18 protein-coding genes are annotated in these 21,743 nt (G+C 71.5%); 11 read left to right on the top strand and 7 right to left on the bottom strand.

The window, feature by feature from the left end; all coding sequences use genetic code 11:
• Positions 1 to 114 precede the first annotated feature (114 nt).
• On the top strand, positions 115 to 2,643 hold the full coding sequence (locus ACL06G_RS06555; protein WP_412784286.1) for a RelA/SpoT family protein: 2,529 nt from the start codon (positions 115 to 117) through the stop codon (positions 2,641 to 2,643).
• Positions 2,644 to 2,719: 76 nt separating this feature from the next.
• On the opposite strand, the gene ACL06G_RS06560 is transcribed toward ACL06G_RS06555, so the two are convergent.
• Together ACL06G_RS06560 and ACL06G_RS06565 are read right to left on the bottom strand one after the other, a co-directional pair.
• On the bottom strand, positions 2,720 to 3,949 hold the full coding sequence (locus tag ACL06G_RS06560) for a DUF349 domain-containing protein (protein WP_412784287.1): 1,230 nt from the start codon (positions 3,947 to 3,949) through the stop codon (positions 2,720 to 2,722).
• A gap of 204 nt (positions 3,950 to 4,153) precedes the next feature.
• A complete protein-coding gene (locus ACL06G_RS06565; RefSeq protein ID WP_412784288.1) occupies positions 4,154 to 4,975 on the bottom strand; it encodes a peptidylprolyl isomerase in 822 nt (273 codons plus the stop codon).
• Positions 4,976 to 5,120: 145 nt separating this feature from the next.
• Here ACL06G_RS06565 and ACL06G_RS06570 point away from each other — a divergent pair, with 145 nt between their 5' ends.
• The 4 genes from ACL06G_RS06570 (at position 5,121) to ACL06G_RS06585 (ending at position 9,305) form a co-directional block, all read left to right on the top strand.
• A complete protein-coding gene (locus ACL06G_RS06570) occupies positions 5,121 to 5,837 on the top strand; it encodes an MBL fold metallo-hydrolase (protein WP_412784289.1) in 717 nt (238 codons plus the stop codon).
• A 16-nt stretch (positions 5,838 to 5,853) separates the two neighbouring features.
• The gene (hisS, locus tag ACL06G_RS06575) at positions 5,854 to 7,110 is read left to right on the top strand and encodes a histidine--tRNA ligase (protein WP_412784290.1); all 1,257 of its coding nucleotides are present in this window, start codon (positions 5,854 to 5,856) and stop codon (positions 7,108 to 7,110) included.
• A gap of 77 nt (positions 7,111 to 7,187) precedes the next feature.
• Complete coding sequence (locus ACL06G_RS06580) at positions 7,188 to 7,841, top strand: vitamin K epoxide reductase family protein (protein ID WP_412784291.1); 654 nt, start codon at positions 7,188 to 7,190, stop codon at positions 7,839 to 7,841.
• A 78-nt stretch (positions 7,842 to 7,919) separates the two neighbouring features.
• Complete coding sequence (locus ACL06G_RS06585) at positions 7,920 to 9,305, top strand: replication-associated recombination protein A (protein ID WP_412784292.1); 1,386 nt, start codon at positions 7,920 to 7,922, stop codon at positions 9,303 to 9,305.
• A gap of 43 nt (positions 9,306 to 9,348) precedes the next feature.
• Here the strand turns inward: ACL06G_RS06585 and ACL06G_RS06590 are convergent, their stop codons facing one another.
• Positions 9,349 to 10,203, bottom strand: a complete 855-nt coding sequence (locus ACL06G_RS06590) for a DUF2470 domain-containing protein (protein ID WP_412835558.1) — start codon at positions 10,201 to 10,203, stop codon at positions 9,349 to 9,351.
• A 54-nt stretch (positions 10,204 to 10,257) separates the two neighbouring features.
• Between ACL06G_RS06590 and rpsD the strand changes: the two genes are divergently transcribed.
• Positions 10,258 to 10,869: a 30S ribosomal protein S4 gene (gene rpsD, locus ACL06G_RS06595; protein WP_412784294.1), complete on the top strand. Its 612-nt coding sequence runs from the start codon at positions 10,258 to 10,260 to the stop codon at positions 10,867 to 10,869.
• Between the two features lie 65 nt (positions 10,870 to 10,934).
• Here rpsD and ACL06G_RS06600 read toward each other — a convergent pair whose 3' ends face one another.
• Genes ACL06G_RS06600 through ureA form a run of 4 tightly spaced genes read right to left on the bottom strand, consistent with a single transcriptional unit; the run spans position 10,935 to position 16,259 of the window.
• Positions 10,935 to 12,278 carry an MFS transporter gene (locus tag ACL06G_RS06600; RefSeq protein ID WP_412835559.1) on the bottom strand — a complete coding sequence of 448 codons (1,344 nt, stop codon included), beginning with the start codon at positions 12,276 to 12,278 and terminating at the stop codon, positions 10,935 to 10,937.
• 24 nt (positions 12,279 to 12,302) lie between these two features.
• Positions 12,303 to 13,973, bottom strand: a complete 1,671-nt coding sequence (locus ACL06G_RS06605) for an amidohydrolase (protein WP_412784296.1) — start codon at positions 13,971 to 13,973, stop codon at positions 12,303 to 12,305.
• Between the two features lie 22 nt (positions 13,974 to 13,995).
• The gene (locus tag ACL06G_RS06610) at positions 13,996 to 15,684 is read right to left on the bottom strand and encodes an urease subunit alpha (protein ID WP_412835560.1); all 1,689 of its coding nucleotides are present in this window, start codon (positions 15,682 to 15,684) and stop codon (positions 13,996 to 13,998) included.
• Positions 15,681 to 16,259 carry an urease subunit gamma gene (ureA, locus tag ACL06G_RS06615; RefSeq protein ID WP_412784298.1) on the bottom strand — a complete coding sequence of 193 codons (579 nt, stop codon included), beginning with the start codon at positions 16,257 to 16,259 and terminating at the stop codon, positions 15,681 to 15,683. Before ureA ends, ACL06G_RS06610 begins: the two co-directional genes overlap by 4 nt.
• 125 nt (positions 16,260 to 16,384) lie before the next feature.
• On the opposite strand from ureA, the gene ACL06G_RS06620 reads away from it, so the two are divergent.
• From ACL06G_RS06620 to ruvX, 5 genes are all read left to right on the top strand, one after another.
• Positions 16,385 to 17,611: a PucR family transcriptional regulator gene (locus ACL06G_RS06620; protein WP_412835561.1), complete on the top strand. Its 1,227-nt coding sequence runs from the start codon at positions 16,385 to 16,387 to the stop codon at positions 17,609 to 17,611.
• Positions 17,612 to 17,809: 198 nt separating this feature from the next.
• Entirely contained in the window at positions 17,810 to 18,244 is a 435-nt protein-coding gene (locus ACL06G_RS06625) for a DUF948 domain-containing protein (protein WP_412784300.1), read from the top strand.
• A 10-nt stretch (positions 18,245 to 18,254) separates the two neighbouring features.
• Positions 18,255 to 18,581 carry a DUF6167 family protein gene (locus ACL06G_RS06630; RefSeq protein WP_412835562.1) on the top strand — a complete coding sequence of 109 codons (327 nt, stop codon included), beginning with the start codon at positions 18,255 to 18,257 and terminating at the stop codon, positions 18,579 to 18,581.
• Positions 18,581 to 21,247 carry an alanine--tRNA ligase gene (alaS, locus tag ACL06G_RS06635; RefSeq protein WP_412784302.1) on the top strand — a complete coding sequence of 889 codons (2,667 nt, stop codon included), beginning with the start codon at positions 18,581 to 18,583 and terminating at the stop codon, positions 21,245 to 21,247. Before ACL06G_RS06630 ends, alaS begins: the two co-directional genes overlap by 1 nt.
• Positions 21,247 to 21,711 (top strand): Holliday junction resolvase RuvX, encoded by a 465-nt coding sequence (ruvX, locus tag ACL06G_RS06640; protein ID WP_412784303.1) that lies wholly within the window; start codon positions 21,247 to 21,249, stop codon positions 21,709 to 21,711. The genes alaS and ruvX overlap by 1 nt, the downstream gene beginning before the upstream one ends.
• The last annotated feature ends 32 nt before the right edge of the window (positions 21,712 to 21,743 follow it).

Below are 21,743 nucleotides of genomic sequence, written 5' to 3' on the forward strand. Positions count from 1 at the left end.
CCGCGGAGACTCCTCCGCGGCCGGCCCGTTCCGTCCTGCGGAGCTTTCCCGGCAGCAGGGCGCGGCCGGATCGTTACCATGGCATTCCCACCTGGTGTCCAACGAGGAGTGCACGTGCCAGACGAGGCCCAGCCGCTCACCGCCGCCGAGCGCAAGGACGCCGATCCGGCCACCGGATCCGCGCCTGACGCCGAGGCGTCCGAGAAGGGCGGCGGACGGGCCGGTTCCGCGGCGAACCGCAAGCAGCCGGGCCCGGCAACCGGCAGGTCCGGCACGTCGTCGCGCGAGGAGCGCCCCCTCCCGCCCTCCGCCGGCCCGGTGTCGGGAGTGTCGGGTCGTTCCGGCTCCTCCAACCGGGTACGGGCACGGCTCGCACGTCTCGGAGTCCAGCGCTCCAGTCCGTTCAACCCGGTCCTCGAACCGCTGCTGCGCATCGTGCGGAGCAACGACCCCAAGATCGAGTCCGCCACGCTCCGCCGGATCGAGCGCGCCTACCAGGTGGCCGAGCGGTGGCACCGCGGTCAGAAGCGCAAGAGCGGCGATCCGTACATCACCCATCCGCTCGCCGTGACCACCATCCTGGCCGAACTCGGCATGGACCCGGCCACGCTGATGGCCGGACTGCTCCACGACACCGTGGAGGACACGGAGTACGGGCTGGACACGCTGCGCCGCGACTTCGGCGACTCCGTGGCGCTGCTCGTGGACGGCGTGACCAAACTCGACAAGGTCAAGTTTGGTGAGGCGGCACAGGCCGAGACCGTCCGGAAGATGGTCGTCGCCATGGCGCGCGACCCCCGGGTCCTGGTCATCAAGCTCGCCGACCGGCTGCACAACATGCGCACCATGCGCTACCTGCGGCGGGAGAAGCAGGAGCAGAAGGCCCGGGAGACCCTCGAGATCTACGCTCCGCTGGCCCACCGGCTCGGCATGAACACCATCAAGTGGGAGCTGGAGGACCTCGCCTTCGCGATCCTCTACCCCAAGATGTACGACGAGATCGTCCGCCTCGTGGCCGAACGCGCCCCGAAGCGGGACGAGTACCTCGCGATCGTCACCGACGAGGTGCAGTCCGACCTGCGCGGTGCCCGCATCAAGGCCACCGTCACGGGCCGTCCCAAGCACTACTACAGCGTCTACCAGAAGATGATCGTGCGGGGCCGCGACTTCGCCGAGATCTACGACCTGGTGGGCATCCGCGTCCTCGTCGACACCGTCCGTGACTGCTACGCGGCGCTCGGCACGGTGCACGCCCGGTGGAACCCGGTCCCCGGCCGGTTCAAGGACTACGTCGCGATGCCCAAGTTCAACATGTACCAGTCGCTGCACACTACGGTCATCGGCCCCGGCGGCAAGCCGGTCGAGCTGCAGATCCGCACCTTCGACATGCACCGGCGCGCCGAGTACGGCATCGCCGCGCACTGGAAGTACAAGCAGGAAGCCGTCGCCGGCGCCTCCAAGGTGCGTACCGACGTGCCGAAGAAGGCGGGCAGGGGCGGCGACAAGGACGCCGTCAACGACATGGCCTGGCTCCGGCAGCTGCTGGACTGGCAGAAGGAGACGGAGGATCCGGGGGAGTTCCTGGAGTCGCTCCGCTTCGACCTCTCCCGCAACGAGGTCTTCGTCTTCACGCCCAAGGGGGACGTGATAGCGCTGCCCGCTGGCGCCACGCCGGTCGACTTCGCCTACGCCGTGCACACCGAGGTGGGGCACCGCACGATAGGAGCCCGGGTCAACGGTCGCCTCGTGCCGCTCGAGTCCACGCTGGACAATGGTGATCTGGTCGAGGTCTTCACCTCCAAGGCCGCGCAGGCCGGGCCGTCGCGCGACTGGCTGGGCTTCGTCAAGTCGCCCCGGGCGCGGAACAAGATCCGTGCCTGGTTCACGCGGGAGCGCCGCGACGAAGCCATCGAGCAGGGCAAGGACGCCATCGCCCGCGCGATGCGCAAGCAGAACCTTCCCATCCAGCGCATCCTCACCGGCGACTCGCTCGTCACCATCGCGCACGAGATGCGCTATCCGGACATCTCCGCGCTGTACGCCGCGATCGGTGAGGGCCATGCCGACGCGCAGAACGTCGTCAAGAAGCTGGTGCACGCGGTGGGCGGCGAGGAGGCCGCCAACGAGGACATCGCCGAGACCACACCGCCGCTGCACAAGCGGCGCAAGCGCCGCTCCACCGCGGATCCCGGCGTCGTGGTCAAGGGCGTGGACGACGTGTGGGTGAAGCTGGCCCGCTGCTGCACACCGGTCCCCGGGGACCCGATCATCGGATTCGTCACCCGGGGCAACGGCGTGTCCGTGCACCGGGCGGACTGCCAGAACGTGGATGCCCTCTCCCGGGAACCCGAGCGCATGCTCGAGGTGGAGTGGGCACCCACCCAGTCCTCGGTCTTCCTGGTCGCGATCCAGGTGGAGGCGCTGGACCGGTCCCGCCTGCTGTCGGACGTCACGCGAGTGCTGTCCGACCAGCACGTCAACATCCTCTCGGCGGCGGTGCAGACCTCTCGCGACCGTGTCGCCGTCTCACGCTTCACCTTCGAGATGGGCGACCCCAAGCATCTCGGTCACGTCCTGAAGGCCGTCCGCGGCGTCGAGGGCGTCTACGACGTCTACCGCGTCACCTCCGCGCGCCGGCAGTAGCGCCCGCGACGAGCGAGAGGGGCCCCGCCCACCGGGCGGGGCCCCTCTCGCTCGTCACAGGTTCACCGGGCGGCGCTCAGCCGCCGAACTCCTCCAGCCCCTTCTGAGCCTGGTCCAGCAGCGCCTGGCGCCCGGCCAGCTCCTGCTCCAGCTTGGCCGCCTTGGCGGTGTTGCCTGCCTTCCGCGCCTTCTCCGCCTGCTCACGCAGCTTGTCGACGGCGTCCTGCAACTGTCCCGTCAGGCCCTCCGCACGCGCACGGGCCTCCGGGTTGGTGCGCCGCCACTCCGCCTCCTCGGCGTCCTGGATGGCGCGCTCCACGGCATGCATCCGCCCCTCGATCCGGGCCTTGGCGTCCCGCGGCACATGGCCCACCGCATCCCACCGTTCGTTGAGTGAACGGAACCCGGAGCGTGCCGCCTTCAGGTCCGTGACCGGCAGCAGCTTCTCGGCCTCCGCGGCGAGTTCCTCCTTGCGCGCGAGGTTCTCCCGCTGCTCGGCGTCGCGCTCCGCGAACACCTCCGAACGCGCCTGGAAGAAGACATCCTGCGCCGCTCGGAACCGGCGCCACAGGTCCTCCTCGTGCTCACGCTGCGCGCGCCCCGCCGCCTTCCACTCCTGCATCAGGTCGCGGTACTTCGCAGCCGTCGGGCCCCACTCGCGGGAGTCGGACATCGACTCCGCCTCGGTGATCAGCTTCTCCTTGCGTCGCCGCGACTCCTCGCGCTGCGCGTCGAGCTGGGCGAAGTGCGCCTTGCGCCGCTTGGAGAACGCCGAGCGCGCATGGGAGAAGCGGTGCCACAGCTCGTCGTCGGACTTCCGGTCCAGCCGGGGGAGCCCCTTCCACGTCTCCACCAGCGCGCGCAGCCGCTCACCGGCCGCCCGCCACTGGTCGCTCTCGGCGAGCTGCTCCGCCTCGGCGACGACCTCCTCCTTGGCCCGGCGGGTATCCTCGGCCTGCTTCGCCTTGCGGACCTTCCGCTCCTCACGGCGCTTCTCGACCGTCTCGGCAAGGCGGTCGAGCCGCTCGCGGAGCGCCGCCAGGTCCCCGACGGCGTGATGGGCATCGACCTGCTCGCGCAGATGCTCGATCGCGGTGTTCGCGTCCTTGCTGGACAGATCCGTCGTCTTCACCCTGCGCTCGAGGAGGCTGATCTCCACGACCAGACCGTCGTACTTCCGCTCGAAGTAGGCCAGTGCCTCCTCCGGAGAGCCCGCCTGCCACGAGCCCACGACCTTCTCGCCGTCCGGGGTACGTACGTACACGGTGCCGGCCTCGTCGACGCGGCCCCACGGATCGCTGCTCACAGCGCCTCCTCCACATGACACCCCAGCCGGGAGCACCGCTCCCGGGGGCATCGTCCACAGTTGTCGTCACGCCCAACATAAGCGAACCGTGGGCGCGCTGTCCGCATCCTGCGCGGTCCGAATCGTGCGGGCCCGCCTGCCGGGCCCGCACGGACACCGCTGATCAGGCGCCCGCACGGCTCGTGCGGTGCGGGCGGCACCCCGTCAGGACTTCGTGACCTCCGCCTTGTCGATCACCATCGTGGCGACCGGCGCCCCGTCCGAGCCCGGCCCCTGGACCCCGGCGTCGGCGATCTTCTTCAGCACCTTCATGCCCCCGTCGGAGACCGTGCCGAACGGCGTGTAGCTCGGCGGGAGCTTGCTGTCCTTGTAGACCAGGAAGAACTGGCTGCCCCCGGTGTGCTTCTGGCCCGTGTTCGCCATGGCGACCGTGCCGGCCGGGTAGGTGCCGTCCGCGACGGCCTCGGCGTCCAGGTTCTCGTCCGGGAGGGTGTAGCCCGGTCCGCCGGTGCCCTGCCCCGTCGGGTCGCCGCACTGGAGCACGTGGATGCCCTCGGTGGTCAGCCGGTGGCAGCTGGTGTGGTCGAAGTAGCCCTTCTCCGACAGGAAGGCGAAGGAATTCACCGTGTGCGGCGCCTTCGAGGCGTCCATTCCGATGTCGATCTTCCCGCAGCTGCTGTCGAGCGTCATCGTGTACTGCGCCGACTCGTCGATGCTCATCGCGGGTTCCTTGTCCCACTGATCACCGCTCGGCTGGCCCTTGGCGGGTTTGTCGCAGGGGTCCGGCGCCTCCTTCTCGGCCGTCGGCGAGGGAGTCGGCTGCGCATCGGCCGCGGCGTCCTTCTTCTCGCCGCCCAGACCGCCCGTGGCCGCGTAGGCGGCACTCGCAGCGAGCACGACGGCCGCGCCGGCGGCGATCGCCACGTTCCGGGCGCGTGCCTTGCGGCGGGTTTCCTGGCGGCGCTGCTGCTGTCGCAGGTACTTCTCGCGTGCGAGCTGCTTCCGCCGCTGCTCACTGCTGACCACGGGAGTCTCCTTCACGGACATGCGGGTGCGTACGTGCGTACGGATGGGAACCTGGCCGTACCGTATACGCATTCGCGGCGCACGTACCGGCGCCGGTAGGCTCTGCGGCAGCCGTTGCCCACCGCCGGACGACCGAAGGACGAATGTGCTCGTAGCGGGGTTCCCCGCCGGGGCCTGGGGGACCAATTGTTATCTGGTCGCCCCCGCCGCCGGCGAGGAGTGCGTGATCATCGACCCGGGCCACCAGGCCGCCGAGGGCGTGCGGGAGACCGTGGCCAAGCACCGGTTGAAGCCGGTGGCGGTCGTGCTCACCCACGGACACATCGACCACGTCGCCTCCGTCGTCCCGGTCTGCGGCGCGCACGACGTGCCGGCCTGGATCCACCCCGAGGACCGCTACATGATGAGCGATCCGGAGAAGGCGATGGGGCGGGTCATCGGGAAGCCGCTGATGGACGAACTGACCATCGGGGAGCCGGACGACCTCAGGGAGCTGTCCGAGGGGACGACGCTCCGCCTGGCGGGCCTGGAGCTCACGGTCGCGCACGCACCCGGGCATACCAAGGGGTCGGTGACCTTCCGGATGCCCGAGCAGACCGACGTACCGCCGGTCCTCTTCTCGGGCGACCTCCTGTTCGCCGGCTCCATCGGACGCACCGACCTGCCCGGTGGCGACCACGCAGAGATCCTCGACTCGCTGGCACGCGTCTGCCTGCCGCTGGAGGACTCGACCGTGGTGCTCTCCGGCCACGGCCCCCAGACCACCATCGGCCGCGAGCGCGAGACCAACCCGTTCCTGCGGGAGGTTGCCGCCGGCGGTCCGGGCGGCGCCCCCGGCGCCGCGCCGCGACGAGGAATGTGACGAGCGAAGACGCATCATGAGCACCTTCTCCGCCCCCAAGGGCACCTATGACCTGATCCCCCCGGAGTCCGCACGGTTCCTGGCCGTGCGGGAGGCGTTCGCCGCCCCGCTGCGCCGCGCCGGATACGAGTACGTCGAGACACCGGGCTTCGAGCACACCGGTCTGTTCTCCCGAGGCGTCGGCGAGTCCACCGACATCGTCACCAAGGAGATGTACACCCTCACCACCCGCGGCGGCGACGAGCTCGCACTGCGCCCCGAGGGAACCGCCTCCGTGCTGCGGGCCGCGCTGCAGGCCGGTCTGCACCGCGGCGCGCTGCCGGCGAAGCTGTGGTACTCGGGCTCCTACTACCGCTACGAGCGTCCGCAGGCGGGCCGCTACCGTCACTTCTCCCAGGTCGGCGCCGAGGCGCTCGGCACCGAGGATCCGGCCCTGGACGCCGAGCTGATCATCCTCGCGGCCGACGCCTACCGGTCGCTCGGACTGCGTCAGGTGCGCCTGCTGCTGAATTCCCTGGGGGACAAGCAGTGCCGCCCGGCCTACCGGGCGGCACTCCAGGACTTCCTGCGGGGTCTGGATCTGGACGACGACACCCGCAAGCGGATCGAGGTCAACCCGCTGCGGGTGCTCGACGACAAGCGGGAGAGCGTGCAGCAGCAGCTCACGGGGGCGCCGATGATGCGGGACCACCTGTGCGAGGACTGCAGGACCTACCACGAGCAGGTCCGCGAGCTGCTCACGGCGGCCGGCGTCGACTTCGAGGACGACCCGAAGCTCGTCCGGGGCCTGGACTACTACACGCGGACCACCTTCGAGTTCGTCCACGACGGGCTCGGCTCCCAGTCGGCCGTCGGCGGCGGCGGGCGGTACGACGGACTCTCCGAGATGATCGGCGGACCGGAACTGCCCTCCGTCGGTTGGGCGCTGGGTGTGGACCGTACCGTCCTGGCGCTGCGCGCCGAGGGTGTGGAACTCGATCTTCCGGCACGTACCGAGGTGTTCGCCGTACCGCTCGGGGAGGACGCCCGCCGCGCCCTCTTCGGGGCCGTCACCGCGTTGCGCCGGGAGGGAGTCGCCACCGACTTCGCCTACGGCGGGAAGGGCATGAAGAACGCCATGAAGTCCGCGAACCGGTCCGGGGCCCGGGTGGCGCTGGTGCTGGGCGACCGGGATCTCGCCGACGGCGTCGTCCAGGTCAAGGACCTGGAGAGTGGCGAGCAGCACCCGGTCCCACTCGAACGAGTGGTGAGCGAGGTTCGGGCGAAGCTCTGACGGCCCCCGCGCCGTTGGTGCAGAATGAGTGACGGTTCATGTCCCCCGACCCCGCCGACGACAGGACGCGACGCACTATGACGACCACGGCACCCTCCGGCCATGCCCGTACCGGCACGGACGGGCGCGAGCAGGGCGCGGCCGGCGCGGGTGCGGGCCGGGTCCTCGCCTGGCTGCTGATCGTCACCGGGGCGATGGGGCTGCTCGCGGCCTGGGTGATCACCCTCGACAAGACCAAGATCCTCGAGGCGAAGATCGAGGGTGAGACCTTCACCCCGGGCTGCAGCCTCAACCCGGTCGTCTCCTGCGGCAACATCATGGAGAGTCCGCAGGCCTCCGTCTTCGGGTTCTCCAACCCGCTGATGGGTCTGGTGGCCTACTCCGTGGTCATCGCGGTCGGGGTGAGCCTGCTGACCGGCACCCGCTTCCCGCGCTGGTACTGGCTCACCTTCAACGCCGGGTGCCTCTTCGGACTCGGGTTCGTCACCTGGCTCCAGTACCAGTCCCTGTACGTCATCGGGTCCCTCTGCCTGTGGTGCTGCCTCGCGTGGGTCGCGACGATCTTCATGTTCTGGTACGTCACGAGCCACAACATCGTGCGCGGCTTCCTGCCCGCCCCCGCCGCCCTGCGTGGCTTCGTCGAGGAGTTCCCCTGGGTGCTCCCCGTGATGCACACCGGGGTGATCGGCATGCTGATCCTCACGAACTGGTGGACCTTCTGGACCAGCTGACCCTCGGGCCCGGCGGTCTGCGACAGCGACCGCGTACCCCGGGAGCCGCTGTCGGCAGCGTGACTTAGGGTTTTCGGAGTGGAACCCGATCTCTTCACCTCCGCAGCCGAGGACCGTCAGGCCGAGGAACCGTCGGCCCGTCCGCTCGCCGCGCGGATGCGTCCGCGGACCCTGGACGAGGTCGTCGGGCAGCAGCACCTGCTCCGTCCCGGTTCGCCGCTGCGGCGTCTGGTCGGAGAGGGCGGCGGCGGCCCCGCCGGCACCTCGTCCGTACTGCTCTGGGGGCCTCCCGGCACGGGGAAGACCACTCTCGCCCACGTGGTCAGCCGCGCGACCGATGCCCGGTTCGTGGAACTCTCCGCCATCACGGCCGGCGTCAAGGAGGTGCGCGCCGTCATCGACGGCGCCCGCAGGGCGTCGGGGGCCTACGGCAAGGACACCGTGCTCTTCCTGGACGAGATCCACCGTTTCAGCAAGGCCCAGCAGGACTCCCTCCTCCCGGCGGTCGAGAACCGCTGGGTCACCCTGATCGCCGCCACCACCGAGAACCCGTACTTCTCGGTGATCTCGCCGCTGCTGTCGCGGTCGCTGCTGCTCACCCTCGAGCCGCTCACCGAGGAGGACGTGCGCGGGCTGCTGCGCCGCGCCGTCACCGACGAGCGCGGCCTCGGCGGCGCCGTATCGCTCCCCGCCGAGGCCGAGGAGCATCTGCTCCGGGTGGCGGGCGGTGACGCCCGGCGGGCCCTCACCGCGCTCGAGGCCGGAGCCGGTGCCGTCCTGGCGAAGGGCGAGACGGTCCTCGGCCTGGCCTCGCTGGAGGAGGCCGTCGACCGCGCGGCCGTGACCTACGACCGGGACGGCGACCAGCACTACGACGTCGCCAGCGCCCTGATCAAGTCGATCCGGGGCTCCGACGCGGACGCGGCGCTGCACTACCTGGCACGCATGATCGAAGCGGGCGAGGACCCGCGGTTCATCGCCCGGCGCCTGATGATCTCCGCGAGCGAGGACATCGGGATGGCCGACCCCACCGCCCTGCAGACGGCGGTTGCCGCCGCCCAGGCCGTCGCCATGATCGGCTTTCCGGAAGCGCGCATCACCCTGGCGCAGGCCACGGTCGCCCTGGCACTGGCACCGAAGTCCAACGCCGCCTATCTGGCGATCGACGCGGCCCTCGCGGACGTGCGCGCGGGCCTGGCCGGGCCGGTGCCCGCGCATCTCCGGGACACGCACTACCAGGGGTCGCAGAAGCTCGGTCACGGGCAGGGTTACCAGTATCCGCACGACCTCCCGGGGGGCGTCGCGGTGCAGCAGTATGCTCCCGACGCGGTCCGCGGCAGGCGCTACTACGTCCCGACCCGTTACGGCGCCGAGGCGCGGTACGCCGACGTCGCGGAACGGGTGCGCGCCCGGCTGTCCGGCGACGGCGGTCAGGCGCCCTCCCGGGACGAGCAGCAGGGCTGACCCGCGGCATCGCCCCCTCCTGCGGCGGCCGGGACGCGCCGGTTCAGCGTTCCGTGGCCTCGAAGAGACGACGCAGGGCACGGCGCAGCCCGGCGATGCCGCTGACGGGCTCGTCGAAGGGGAAGTGCGCGTCCCGGCAGCCCCCTTCGCCGCAGAGCCGCAGCCGGAGTCCGAAGCGGTCGAGGGAGAGGGGAACCACCCGGTCCGCCGGGGCGGCGCGACACGGCCCGGAGGACCGTGGGTCGGACGGCAGGAGACCGCACAGTCGGCGGACTTGTCCGGCGTGGGCCGAGGCGAGGTGCTGGAGCAGTTCCGTCTCCACGCCGGCCAGCGGGTCCGCCGGGGCGGTGGCGAACTCGTCGGGCTCGATCTCCGCCCGGCCCCGGAGGTCGTCCAGCTGTGCCTCGCCGACCTCCAGGCGCAGCAGCGTCCCCGCTGCGCCCGGTGGCGGTCCGGTGCCGGAGCCGCGCTCGTCGAGCAGTCGCAGGCAGTCCTCCCGGCCCGGCTCCGCGACTGCGGAGAGCCAGCCGGCCACACTCGCCCGTGCCCGTACCCTGTGGGGGACGGCGACCGGTGCCACGTCGGTGAGTTCCATCACCGCGACACGCTCCTCGCCCGGACCGAGCGGGGCTGCGGCGGCCGGATGCGTGCTCCGGAGCAGGAGGATCACCGAGCCGCCGTCGTCCACGGCGCGCACCGGCACGGCATCGTGCCCGGGCAGCGCCGGGGCCGGGCCTCCGGCTCCGGGAATGCTCAGGACGGCCGATACGCTGGATTCCACGAGAGTGCGCAGGCGCTGGGCGGCCGAGGGCTGCCGGGCGCCCTCCACGGGACGCGGCTGCTCCACTTCGTTCGCACCGTCACCGGATTCGTGGTGGGGACTCCCTGGTCGAAACACGCGCACTCCTTCGCTAAGGTAAGCCTTACCTAACGTACAGGAGGTCCGTTTCCCGTGAACCAGTCGCGTCCCAAGGTCAAGAAGTCGCGTGCCCTCGGCATCGCACTGACGCCCAAGGCGGTCAAGTACTTCGAGCATCGTCCCTACCCGCCGGGCGAGCACGGTCGCGGCCGCAAGAAGAACAGTGACTACAAGGTGCGCCTGCTGGAGAAGCAGCGGCTGCGCGCCCAGTACGACATCAGCGAGCGCCAGATGGCCCGGGCCTACGACCGTGCCCGCAAGACCGGCGTGAAGACCGGTGAGGCACTCATCGTCGAACTCGAGCGCCGCCTCGACGCCCTGGTGCTGCGGGCCGGTCTCGCCCGGACGATCTACCAGGCGCGCCAGATGGTCGTGCACGGCCACATCGGGGTCAACGGCCGCAAGGTCGACACCCCCTCGTTCCGGGTGCGTCCGGACGACGTGGTGCAGGTGCGCGAGCGCAGCCGCGCCAAGCAGCCGTTCCTCGTCGCGCGGGAGGGCGGTTACGCCCCCGACGGCGAGACGCCGCGCTACCTCGAGGTGAACCTCGAGGCTCTCGCCTTCCGCCTCGACCGGGAGCCGCAGCGCAAGGAGGTCCCCGTGGTGTGCGACGAGCAGATGGTCGTCGAGTACTACGCTCGCTGAGCGACGCCGCTGCGGCCGGTGCCCGGACCCGGGCACCGGCCGCAGCGGCGTTCACGGCCGCCGCCTCACGCGGAGACGACGTTGTCCGTCACCCGCATCCGCCGGGCGGCGAGCCCGCCGAAGGCGGTGATCAGGGAAATCCCCGCGAGCAGCAGCGCCACCGGCCAGGAGGAGCCGTCACCGGCATCGAGCAGTGCGGTGGCGATCGCGGGCAGGAAGCCCGTCAGCGCTCCCGCCAGGTTGTAGGCCAGCGCGACGCCGCTGTAGCGCAACCGCGCGGGGAACAGCTCGGTGAGCAGCGCGCCCGTCACCGCGTAGGCGATCGAGACCACGCCGATCCCCGCGGTCACCGCGAGCACGACGACCACCGGGTTCTCCGTCTCCACCAGCCAGAACAGCGGGAACGCCACAAGGGCGCCGACCACGCCGCCCCACAGCGTCACCCGGTCCGGCCCCAGCCGTTCGGCCAGTCGGCCCATGGCGAGGATGACCAGGATCTCGACAGCGGCGGCCACCAGCGTCGCGTCCACCATCAGACTCCGGGACAGCCCCAGGGTGTCCGCCCCGTAGGAAATCATGAACGTCGTCAGCAGGTAGAAGCCGCCGATGCCCAGGAGCGCCGAGGCCATCGCGACCAGCAGCGGCCGCCATGCCCGGCGGAACACCTCCAGCGCCGGCACCTTCGCCCGGTCGTCGTCATCGAGCATCGCGTCGAACAGCGGAGACTCCTCGATCCGCCGCCTGACGTAGACGGCGATGCCCAGCATGGGGAACGCGGCCAGGAACGGCAGCCGCCACCCCCAGGCGTCGAAGGAGTCGTCGGGAAGCAGCAGGACCAGGGCGAAGGCCCCGGAGGACATCAGGGTGCCCACAGGGGAGCCGATCTGCGGGAGTGCCGCGTAGCGTCCCCGTTTCCCCGGCGGCGCGTGTTCGACCGCGAGGGTGACGGCGCCGCCCCACTCGCCGCCGACCGCCACACCCTGGAGCAGGCGGAGCAGCACCAGCAGGGCGGGAGCCGCCAGGCCGATCGAGGCGTATCCGGGGAGGAAGCCGATCAGCCCCGTTGCGGCGCCGATCGCGACGACCGTGATCAGCAGCGCCGGGCGGCGTCCCATCCGGTCTCCGAGCCAGCCGAACGCGACGGCTCCGATCGGGCGGGCGGCGAAGCCCACACCGAACGTGGCGAAGGCCGCCAGCGTCGCCGCGGTGGAATCCAGCGAGGTGAAGAACAACCGGTTGAAGACCAGTGCCGCGGCGGTTCCGAAGAGGAAGTAGTCGTACCACTCCAGCGCGGTGCCGACGAAGGCGGCGAAGGCGACCCGTCCGGCCTCCTTGCCGGTCACCACCGGTGCGTCCGCGCTCCTCGGTGCGGCATCTCCTCCGGCGGTGGACCGGTCCGTCTCTTTCATGAGGTGCTCCTTGCGTGCGGTACTTCAGTCGGCCCCGGGAACCGGGCCGGTGGGGGTCGTTCGCTTCTCGACGGCGTCCGCGCCGTGGACGCAGCGGCCGGCGACGAAGGTGGCGAGGACCTCGATGGCGCCGATCCGGCCGCTCGGGGTCTCCACCGGGTCCTCGGCCAGCAGCACGAAGTCGGCGTGCTTGCCGGGAGCGAGACTGCCGCGGCGGTGCTCGCCGTGGCCCGCCCACGCCACGTCGAGGGTGTAGGCGCGCAGGGCCGTCTCGGCCGTCACCCGGTCGTCGGCACCGAGGAGGCGCCCGTCGCGGCTGAGGCGCTCGACCATCGACTGCATGCCGAGCAGTGGCGCGCCGGCCGCCACCGGGCGGTCCGAACTCCCCGGAACGCGCAGCCCGTGACGCAGGAAGGTCCCGTGCCGGTAGAGCCAGTCCACCCGTGACGGCCCCAGGGCCTCGGCCATGGTGTCGCCGATAGCGTGCAGGAACCGGGCCTGCGGCACCGGCGTCACGCCCAGTTCCGCGTACCGGTCCAACTGGTCGGGGCGGACCACCGCGGAGTGCTCGATGCGGTGGCGGACGTCCGGGCGCGGCGCGGTGCGCTGGGCCTCCTCGAACGCGTCCAGCGCCAGGTCGACGGCCTCGTCGCCGATCGCGTGCGCGGCGACCCGCCACCCCGCCCGGTGCGCGTCGACGATGAGACGCCGCATGTCCCCGGGCTCGTTCTGGTAGACGGCGCCGCCGTGTTCATGGCCGCAGGCGGCCTCGGTCAGGGCGGCGGTCCGGCCCACCAGTGACCCGTCGAGCCAGATCTTCATGGGGCCCAGCCGCAGGTGGTCGTCGCCGAAGCCGGTGTGCAGACCGAGGTCGATTCCGGTGACGATGCCGTCGTCCGGATGCGTCGCCAGGGAGTGGAGGTTGTCAGCGGCCGTCATCAGCTCCACCCGGGTGCGCAGCGTGCCGCGTTCCCTGGCGCGTTGGTACGCGGCCGCCTCGGCGGGGCTCCGGCCGATCAGACCGGCACCGATCCCCGCCTCGGTGACATGGGTGAGGCCTTCGGAGGCGTAGACGGCACTCGCCCGGCCCACCGCGGTCGCGAGCTCCTCCACCGAGTAGGGCATGACCAGAGCGGTGACCAGTTCCTGTGCCCGTTCCTGGAGCACGCCGGTGGGCTCGCCGCGGGCGTCGCGAACGACGACGCCGCCGGACGGCTCGGTCGCGGTGCCGTCCAGCACCCCGCACCGGTCCAGCACCGCGCTGCTGACCGCGCACATGTGCCCCGAACGATGCGTCAGCCACACCGGGCGGCCGCCGCCCGCGCGGTCCAGCCCCGAGCGGTGCGGGTGCCCGCCCAGCACCGTGTGGTCGTAGCCCGACCCCACGATCCAGCCGTCGGACGGCAGCGCGGCCGCCTTGCGGGCGACGGCCTCGTGGACTTCCTCGTGCGTCCGGGCCGAGGACAGATCCACCTGGTCCAGGGACTGCCCGTACCACGCCATGTGGTTGTGGGCGTCGCCGAACCCCGGCACGACGGTCGCTCCGCCGCAGTCCAGCACCGTCCGCGCGGGCAGGTCCTCCACCGCCTCGTCGAGTCCGACCACCAGGCCCGCGAGGATTCCGAGGGTGCGGGCGTACGGGCGGTCGTCGTCCACGGTGCGGATGCGGGCACCGGTCAGTTTCAGGTCGAGCATGTCGTTCCTCCCCCTCGTGGCCTCAGGCCAGGTTCTGCAGGCGTGTCAACGGCAGGTCGGCGGCGCGGTGCACGGGAACGGCACGCCCGTCGACCAGGACCGGGTCCGGTGTCGTGGGTACCGATACCCGCGGCACCGTGGTGTTCGCGACCATGTCGTTCCGGGTCAGGCCGCGGCTGTCGGCGAGCGGGGCGTAGCGCACGCCGCGGGGCAGCTGTCCGGCCGCCTCCCGGTCCTCGAGGCAGGCGCGCGAGACGAACACGCGCGACAGCCGTCGGGGCGCACCGCCCATCCCGCCGAAGTACTCCCGCATCACCCGTGGTTGGGTGAGCCTCGTGGAGCCCGAACCGGAACCGCTCTGTCCCCATGCCACGAAGCCGGACTTGAGCACCAGTTCCGGCTGGGCCCCGAAGTACGCGGGCCGCCACAGCACCACGTCGGCGAGGGCGCCGGGCCTGAGCGATCCCACCTCCTGCGCCATGCCGTGTGCCACCGCTGGGTTGAGCGTGGTCTTCGCCAGGTAGCGCAGCACCCGGGCGTTGTTCACCGTCTCCGGTCCGCTCTCACCGGCCAGTTCTGCCTGGACGTGGGCGAGTTGCCAGGTGCGCCGCGCTGTTTCGGCGATCCGGCCCATTCCCATCGAGTCGGAGTTGACGATGCTGATGGCCCCCAGGTCGTGCAGGGCGTTCTCGGCCGCGATGGCGTGCTCGCGAACGCGGCTCGCCGCGATGGAGACATCGCTGCTCACCCCGTGGTGGCCGCGGTGCACGGTCATGGTCATCGGCAGCAGTTCCGTGACGGTGGCCGGAGTGAGGGGCAGCGTCGGGGTGGTCGACGAGGTCAGCACGTGCGGCTGCGAGACGATCTCCAGCAGGTCCGGATGCCCGCCGCCGCCCTCCACGTGGTACGCGTGCACCGTCCGGCCGCGGGTGGCGTCGAGCGTGTCGGCCAGGTATCCGGACTCGTTGAGCGTGTCGGTGTGCAGGGCGACCGGCAGGTCGGCCTGTTCGGCGACGCCCAGGCAGGTGTCGACGATCCGCGGCGTCGCTCCCCAGTCCTCGTGGATCTTGAAGCCGCCCGCCCCTGCCAGGACGGCCCGTTCCAGCAACTCCTGGGACGAGGACGAACCCCGTGCCAGGAACGCGACGTTGACCGGAGCATCCCGCCAGCCCTCGATGAGACTGTGCAGGTTGTACGCCGGGTTGGCGCCCACGTCCCAGACGCCGCCGATCCCCATGCCGACCATGGAGGTCACCCCGGCGGCCAGGGCCGCCGGAACCACTTCGGGACTGGAGAGGTGGACGTGCGAGTCCACGATGCCGGGAGTGGCCAGCAGCCCCTCGCCGGTGATCATCGCTGTGTGCGAGTCGACCACGAGCTCGACGCCGTCCGCCGTACGGGGGTTGCCGGCACGGCCGGTACCCACGATCCGCCCGTCCTTGATCCCGATGTTGGTCTTCCGCACACCCAGCAGCGGATCGAGCAGCACGACTCCGAGGACCACCATGTCCAGGGCACTTTCGCGCGGTGCCCGGTCCGTGACCAGCAGGCCGTCGCGGGCGGTCTTGCCGCAGCCACCGAGGAGTTCCTCGCCCGGCTCGGTGTCGTCCGCCTCCACCTGCACCCACAGGTTGGTGTCGGCCAGCCGGACGCGGTCGCCCGTGGTGGGGCCGTACCGGGACGCGTAGTCCCTGCGCGACATGCGGCTCATGCGTCTCCTCCCCGTGCGACGACGGCGACGGTGGTGGTGGTGCCGGGCGCGAACTCCACGGAGGTGCCGGCGGGAACGTCGAGACGGTGCCCCCGCGCCGCCTCCCGGTCGAACTCCAGCGCGGCGTTGGCCTCTTCCAGGGGGTAGTGCGACGAGATCCAGACCGTGCGGCGTCCGGTGTTGCTGACCACCAGGTCCCGTCGAGGCCGTCCCGGTGCCAGCGCGGCGTCCTCGTCACCCGTCAGTACGGCGCCCGGCCCGCTCCCGCTGCCCGGGCCGAACGGCTCCGTGACGTGCACCAGCGCGGTGCCGTGCGGGAACAGCGCCTCCACCTGCACACTGGGCACCGCCTCGGCGACCCCGGGGAGCAGCCGGTCCCGCGGAACCACGGCGGCCGCCCGTTCGACGACGTCGGGCAGCGGCAGGCCGTCCCAGGCCCATTCCATGATCTCGTCGCAGACGAGAGCGACCGCCTCCGTCGCCCCCAGCATCGCGCCGCGTCCCAGCCGCCTGCGGGCCAGTTCGGCGGCGGAGGACAACAGCAGACGCTCCTGTTCCCGGGGCGTGAGATGCATCGGCCTCCTCCTGCTCACGGGACGAATCCCGGCTGCGCGGTCACGGCGTCCCGGGCAGCCTGCCCGTCGGCCGGTGGTGCGGCAATGCCGGAATCGCTCCGGACTCGGGCGCGCATACTGTGCACATGCACAACACCTCCGGAATCGCCGACGAGGACCCCGGTGGCACCGCTCCTCGGGCCCCCGGGCCGCCGCCCGCCGAACTGCGGACGCTGGTCCGCGACTGCCTGGACGAGGTCGACGCTCTCGTCGACCGCTACGTGGACGAGGTGTCGGCCTTCGACGACTACCGCTGCAGCGTTCCGCTCCAGGACCTCCGGGAGACCGCTCGTGCCTGCTTCGAGATGTTGCTGCGCATGATCGGAGGACTGCCCGTGACCCGCGAACTGCGGGAGACCCCGCAGCGTCTGGGGCGCCGGCGCGCCCGCCAAGGGGTCCCCCTGGAGCGGCTGCTCCAAGCTGTGCGCATGGATTTCCGGGTGCTGTGGGAGGTGTTCACCGAACGCACCCCTCCCGAGGGGCTGCCGCAGCTGACCTTGTCCGCCGTGCGCGTCTGGGAGGCCGTGGAGTTCCACACGGTGGAGGCGCACGCGTCCTACCTCGACGAGATCGCCGTCCAGGCCCGGGAGCGGGAGCGGGAGAAGGCGGCGATGATCGGGCGGCTCCTCTCCTCCGACGGGCGCGACCAGCAGCTGGTGTCGCAGGCGGCCACGCTGCTCCAGGCCGACCTCCAGGACCGCTTCGCGGTGGCCGCGGCGCTGCCCGAGGCACAGCAGCACCTCCGCCGGGCCGCGGCCCGGATCGGAGCGGACGCGGCCCACCTCCACCAGCACCACGGCATGCTGCTGCTCCTGGCACGCCTTCCGCAGGACCGGCGCGAGCTGCCGTCGGACTGGCTTGCCGGTGTGCCCTGCGCCGTCGCTCCCGTGGCTGGCGGGTTGCACCGCGTACCGGCCATGGTGCGGGTCGCGGAAGCCGTCGCGGCCTCGCTGGACGGCAGGGCCTCCGGCCCGGTTCCGCTCAGTGAGGCATGGATGCCGCTCGCCGCCGCACGTCTGGGCGACACCGGAGCTCTGCTGGCAGACTCCGTGCTGGGCGCGCTGGAGGCCCTGCCCGATCACGAGCGGGAACGGCTGGTGGCAACGGTGACCGCCTACTGCGACTCCGGCTCGGTCGCCGAGACCACCCGGCGGCTCTACTGCCACCGCAACACAGTGCTGAACCGCCTCGGCCGGTTCACCGAACTGACGGGCCTGCGGGCGACGCGCCCCGCGGAGGCCGCCACGATCCTGTTCGCGCTGCGCTGCGCCCGCGCGCACCCTTCCTGGGCGAGTGCACAGCAGTACCCGTGACCGTCGGCCCGCGGGCGGAACAGGGAGCGCCGGGGTCGGGTGCCCCTCGGCGCGCCCGCCCCCTCGGCGCACCGGCCGGTAAAGCGGTTCGGGTGCTGTACCCGGGCGCGATAGGGTCGGTACCTGCCGCATCGTCCGGGGCGACCGCGCTCCCGGGCGTCACGCGGTCCCGAACTTCGACGAGGAAAGCAGAGCAGCGTGTCCGGTGGTGAAGTGGCCGGCCTCCTGGTGGCCGTCTTCTGGGCGATCCTGGTGTCGTTCCTCGCCGTGGTGCTGGTGAGACTGTCGCAGACGCTCAAAGCGGCGACCAAGCTGGTGAACGGCGTGACGGAACGGGCTGTCCCGCTGCTGACGGAGGCCTCCGCCACGGTCCGTTCCGCGCAGACGCAGCTGGAGCGGGTGGACTCGATCTCCTCCGATGTCCAGGAGGTCACCGCCAACGCGAACGCGCTGTCGACCACTGTCTCCTCCGTGCTCGGCGGACCGCTGGTCAAGGTGGCGTCGTTCGGCTACGGAGTGCGCCGGGCCTTCGGTCGCCGGGGCGCGCAGGCGCCGCCCCCGCGCACCGTCGTACTCGGCCGCACCCTGCCCACCGCCCGTCGCGGTGGGCGCAAACCACGCAGAGAAGGCTGATTCCCGCGCCATGTTCCGTCGCGCCTTCTGGTTCACCACCGGCGCAGCCGCCGGTGTATGGGCCACCACCAAGGTCAACCGCAAGCTCCGGAGCCTCGCGCCCGACTCCCTCGCGGCACGGGCCGCCGACAAGGCACTCGAGTCCGGAACCCGCCTGAGGCACTTCGCCCTCGACGTGCGCGCCGGCATGGCGCAGCGCGAGGAGGAACTCACCGACGCGCTCGGCCTGCGCGCCTCGCCCGATGCGCGGCACCCCGAACTCCCCGCCCGGGCCCGCCCGCCCCGGCCGGGAACGACCGCCCACCACTACGACTACGACCGGAATGAGGACCACTGATGGAGTCGGCTGAAATCCGCCGCCGCTGGCTGCGCTTCTTCGAGGAGCGGGGGCACACCGTCGTGCCGTCGGCGTCGCTGATCGCCGACGACCCCACACTCCTCCTGGTGAACGCCGGGATGGTTCCGTTCAAGCCGTACTTCCTCGGCGAGACCACCCCGCCCTACAACCGGGCCGTCAGCGTGCAGAAGTGCGTGCGCACCCCGGACATCGAAGAGGTCGGCAGGACCACCCGCCACGGCACCTTCTTCCAGATGTGCGGCAACTTCTCCTTCGGCGACTACTTCAAGAAGGGCGCGGCCGAACTGGCGTGGGAGCTGCTCACCAGCTCCGTCGAGGAGGGTGGCTACGGCCTGGACCCCGAGCGCCTGTGGGTCACGGTCTACACCGACGACGACGAGGCCGAGCGCATCTGGCGCGAGGACGTCGGCGTGCCCGCCGAGCGCATCCAGCGCCTGGGCATGGAGGAGAACTACTGGTCCATGGGCGTGCCCGGCCCGTGCGGCCCCTGCTCGGAGATCAACTACGACCGCGGCCCGGAGTTCGGCGAAGCGGGCGGCCCCGCCGTCAACGACGAGCGCTACGTGGAGATCTGGAACCTGGTCTTCATGCAGTACGAGCGTGGTGAGGGCTCCGGGAAGACCGACTTCCCCGTCCTCGGCGAGCTGCCCACCAAGAACATCGACACCGGTCTCGGACTCGAGCGTCTCGCGATGATCCTGCAGGGCGTGCACAACCTGTACGAGATCGACACCTCGCGCATGGTGATCGACAAGGCGGGCGAGCTGACCGGCACGCGCTACGGCGACGACGAGATCGCGGACGTCTCGCTGCGCGTCGTGGCCGACCACATTCGTACCGCCATCATGCTGATCGGTGACGGTGTCACGCCCGGCAACGAGGGGCGCGGCTACGTGCTGCGCCGCATCATGCGCCGCGCCATCCGCAACATGCGCATCCTCGGGGCGAGCGGTCCTACCGTGGCCGAGCTCACGGACACCGTCATCAAGGCCATGGGCCCCCAGTACCCCGAGCTCGTCGAGGACCGCAAGCGCATCGAGACGGTCGCACTCGCCGAGGAGGCCGCCTTCCTCAAGACGCTCAAGGCGGGCACCAACATCCTCGACACCGCCGTCACCGAAACCCGGGCCGGCGGCGGCAAGGTGCTTCCCGGCGACAAGGCGTTCCTGCTCCACGACACCTGGGGCTTCCCCATCGACCTCACGCTGGAGATGGCCGCGGAACAGGGCCTGTCGGTGGACGAGGAAGGCTTCCGCCGGCTGATGAAGGAGCAGCGGGACCGCGCCAAGGCCGATGCCCGTGCCAAGAAGACCGGGCACGCCGACCTCTCCGCCTACCGCGCCGTCGCCGACTCCTCGGGCGCCACCGTCTTCACCGGCTACACCGACACCGAGGGGGAGGCCTCCGTCGTCGGTCTGCTCGTCGACGGTGTGTCCGCCCCCGCCGCCCACGAGGGCGACCGGGTCGAGGTCGTGCTGGACCGCTCCCCGTTCTACGCCGAAGGCGGTGGGCAGCTCGCCGACACGGGCAGGATCCGGCTCGGGAACGGCGCCGTCGTCGAAGTGCGCGACGTCCAGCAGCCCGTCCCCGGAGTCACCGTGCACAAGGGCGTCGTGCAGGTCGGCGAGGTGACCGTCGGCTCGCCCGCGTACTGCGTGATCGACGTGTCCCGGCGCCGTTCCATCGCCCGCGCCCACAGCGCCACCCACCTGACCCACCAGGCGCTGCGGGACGCTCTCGGGCCGACCGCGGCGCAGGCCGGTTCGGAGAACTCCCCGGGGCGCTTCCGTTTCGACTTCGGCTCGCCCTCCTCCGTGCCGGGCACCGTGCTGACCGACGTCGAACAGAAGATCAACGAGGTGCTCGCCCGGGAACTGGACGTCACCGCCGAGGTGATGCCCATCGCCGAGGCCAAGAAGCAGGGTGCACTCGCCGAGTTCGGCGAGAAGTACGGCGAGCAGGTCCGCGTGGTGACCATCGGCGACTTCTCCAAGGAGCTGTGCGGCGGCACCCACGTCCACAACACGGCGCAGCTGGGACTCGTCAAGCTGCTCGGCGAGTCCTCCATCGGCTCCGGGGTGCGGCGCGTCGAGGCATTGGTCGGTGTCGACGCCTACAAGTTCCTCGCCAGGGAGCACACCGTGGTGTCCCAGCTGACCGAACTGGTCAAGGGGCGGCCGGAGGAGCTGCCGGAGAAGATCTCCGGAGTCCTCGGACGGCTGCGGGACGCCGAGAAGGAGATCGAGCGGTTCCGCGCCGAGAAGGTCCTGCAGGCCGCAGCGGGCCTGGCCGAGGGCGCGAAGGACGTACGCGGCACGGCCCTGGCCGTCGGCCGGGTTCCCGACGGCACCACTGCGGACGACCTGCGCACCCTCGTGCTCGACGTGCGCGAACGGCTGCAGGGGCGGCCGGCGGTCGTCGCACTGTTCACGGTCACGAACGGACGTCCGCTGACCGTCGTCGCGACCAACGACGGGGCCAGGGACCGCGGTCTGCGGGCCGGTGACCTCGTCCGCACCGCTGCCAAGACCCTCGGTGGTGGCGGCGGCGGGAAGCCGGACGTCGCCCAGGGCGGCGGTCAGAACCCGGAAGCCGTCACCGAGGCGATGGCCGCCGTCGAGCGGCTGGTCGCCGAGGCGGGCTGATGCGTCGGGGCAGGCGGCTCGCCATCGATGTCGGGGACGCCCGGATCGGGGTCGCGTCGAGCGACCCCGACGGGCTCCTCGCGACACCTGTGGAGACCGTGCCGGGCCGGGACGTCCCGGCCGCCCTGCGGCGGCTCGGTTCTCTCGTCGAGGAGTACGAACCCCTCGAGGTGGTCGTCGGCCTGCCGCGTTCCCTCACCGGGCGCGAGGGGCCCGCCGCGGCGAAGACGCGTGCGTTCGCCGAGCAGTTGGCCCGGCGGGTGCAGCCCGTCGCGGTCCGCCTCGTCGACGAACGGATGAGCACGGTCTCCGCGGCGCAGGGCATGCGGGCGTCGGGCGTCAGCGCGAAGAAGGGCAGAGCGCGCATCGACCAGGCGGCCGCCGTCGTCATCCTGCAGAGCGCTCTGGAGACGGAACGCACCTCCGGGCAGGCGCCCGGAGAGTGCGTCGAAGTGGTTGTCTGATCGCGATACGGTAACGTTCGCGCGTCGGCAGG

Origin of the sequence: Streptomyces callyspongiae, assembly GCF_047200695.1 — a bacterium.
Classification (GTDB): domain Bacteria; phylum Actinomycetota; class Actinomycetes; order Streptomycetales; family Streptomycetaceae; genus Streptomyces.

Excerpts from the sequence above, each read along its gene's own strand:
- hisS (WP_412784290.1), top strand. The coding sequence starts at position 5,854 with ATGAGCACCTTCTCCGCCCCCAAGGGCACCTATGACCTGATCCCCCCG.
- ACL06G_RS06580 (WP_412784291.1), top strand. The coding sequence starts at position 7,188 with ATGACGACCACGGCACCCTCCGGCCATGCCCGTACCGGCACGGACGGG.
- ACL06G_RS06600 (WP_412835559.1), bottom strand. The coding sequence starts at position 12,278 with ATGAAAGAGACGGACCGGTCCACCGCCGGAGGAGATGCCGCACCGAGG.
- ACL06G_RS06605 (WP_412784296.1), bottom strand. The coding sequence starts at position 13,973 with ATGCTCGACCTGAAACTGACCGGTGCCCGCATCCGCACCGTGGACGAC.
- ACL06G_RS06610 (WP_412835560.1), bottom strand. The coding sequence starts at position 15,684 with ATGAGCCGCATGTCGCGCAGGGACTACGCGTCCCGGTACGGCCCCACC.
- ureA (WP_412784298.1), bottom strand. The coding sequence starts at position 16,259 with ATGCATCTCACGCCCCGGGAACAGGAGCGTCTGCTGTTGTCCTCCGCC.
- ACL06G_RS06620 (WP_412835561.1), top strand. The coding sequence starts at position 16,385 with ATGCACAACACCTCCGGAATCGCCGACGAGGACCCCGGTGGCACCGCT.
- ACL06G_RS06630 (WP_412835562.1), top strand. The coding sequence starts at position 18,255 with ATGTTCCGTCGCGCCTTCTGGTTCACCACCGGCGCAGCCGCCGGTGTA.
- alaS (WP_412784302.1), top strand. The coding sequence starts at position 18,581 with ATGGAGTCGGCTGAAATCCGCCGCCGCTGGCTGCGCTTCTTCGAGGAG.
- ruvX (WP_412784303.1), top strand. The coding sequence starts at position 21,247 with ATGCGTCGGGGCAGGCGGCTCGCCATCGATGTCGGGGACGCCCGGATC.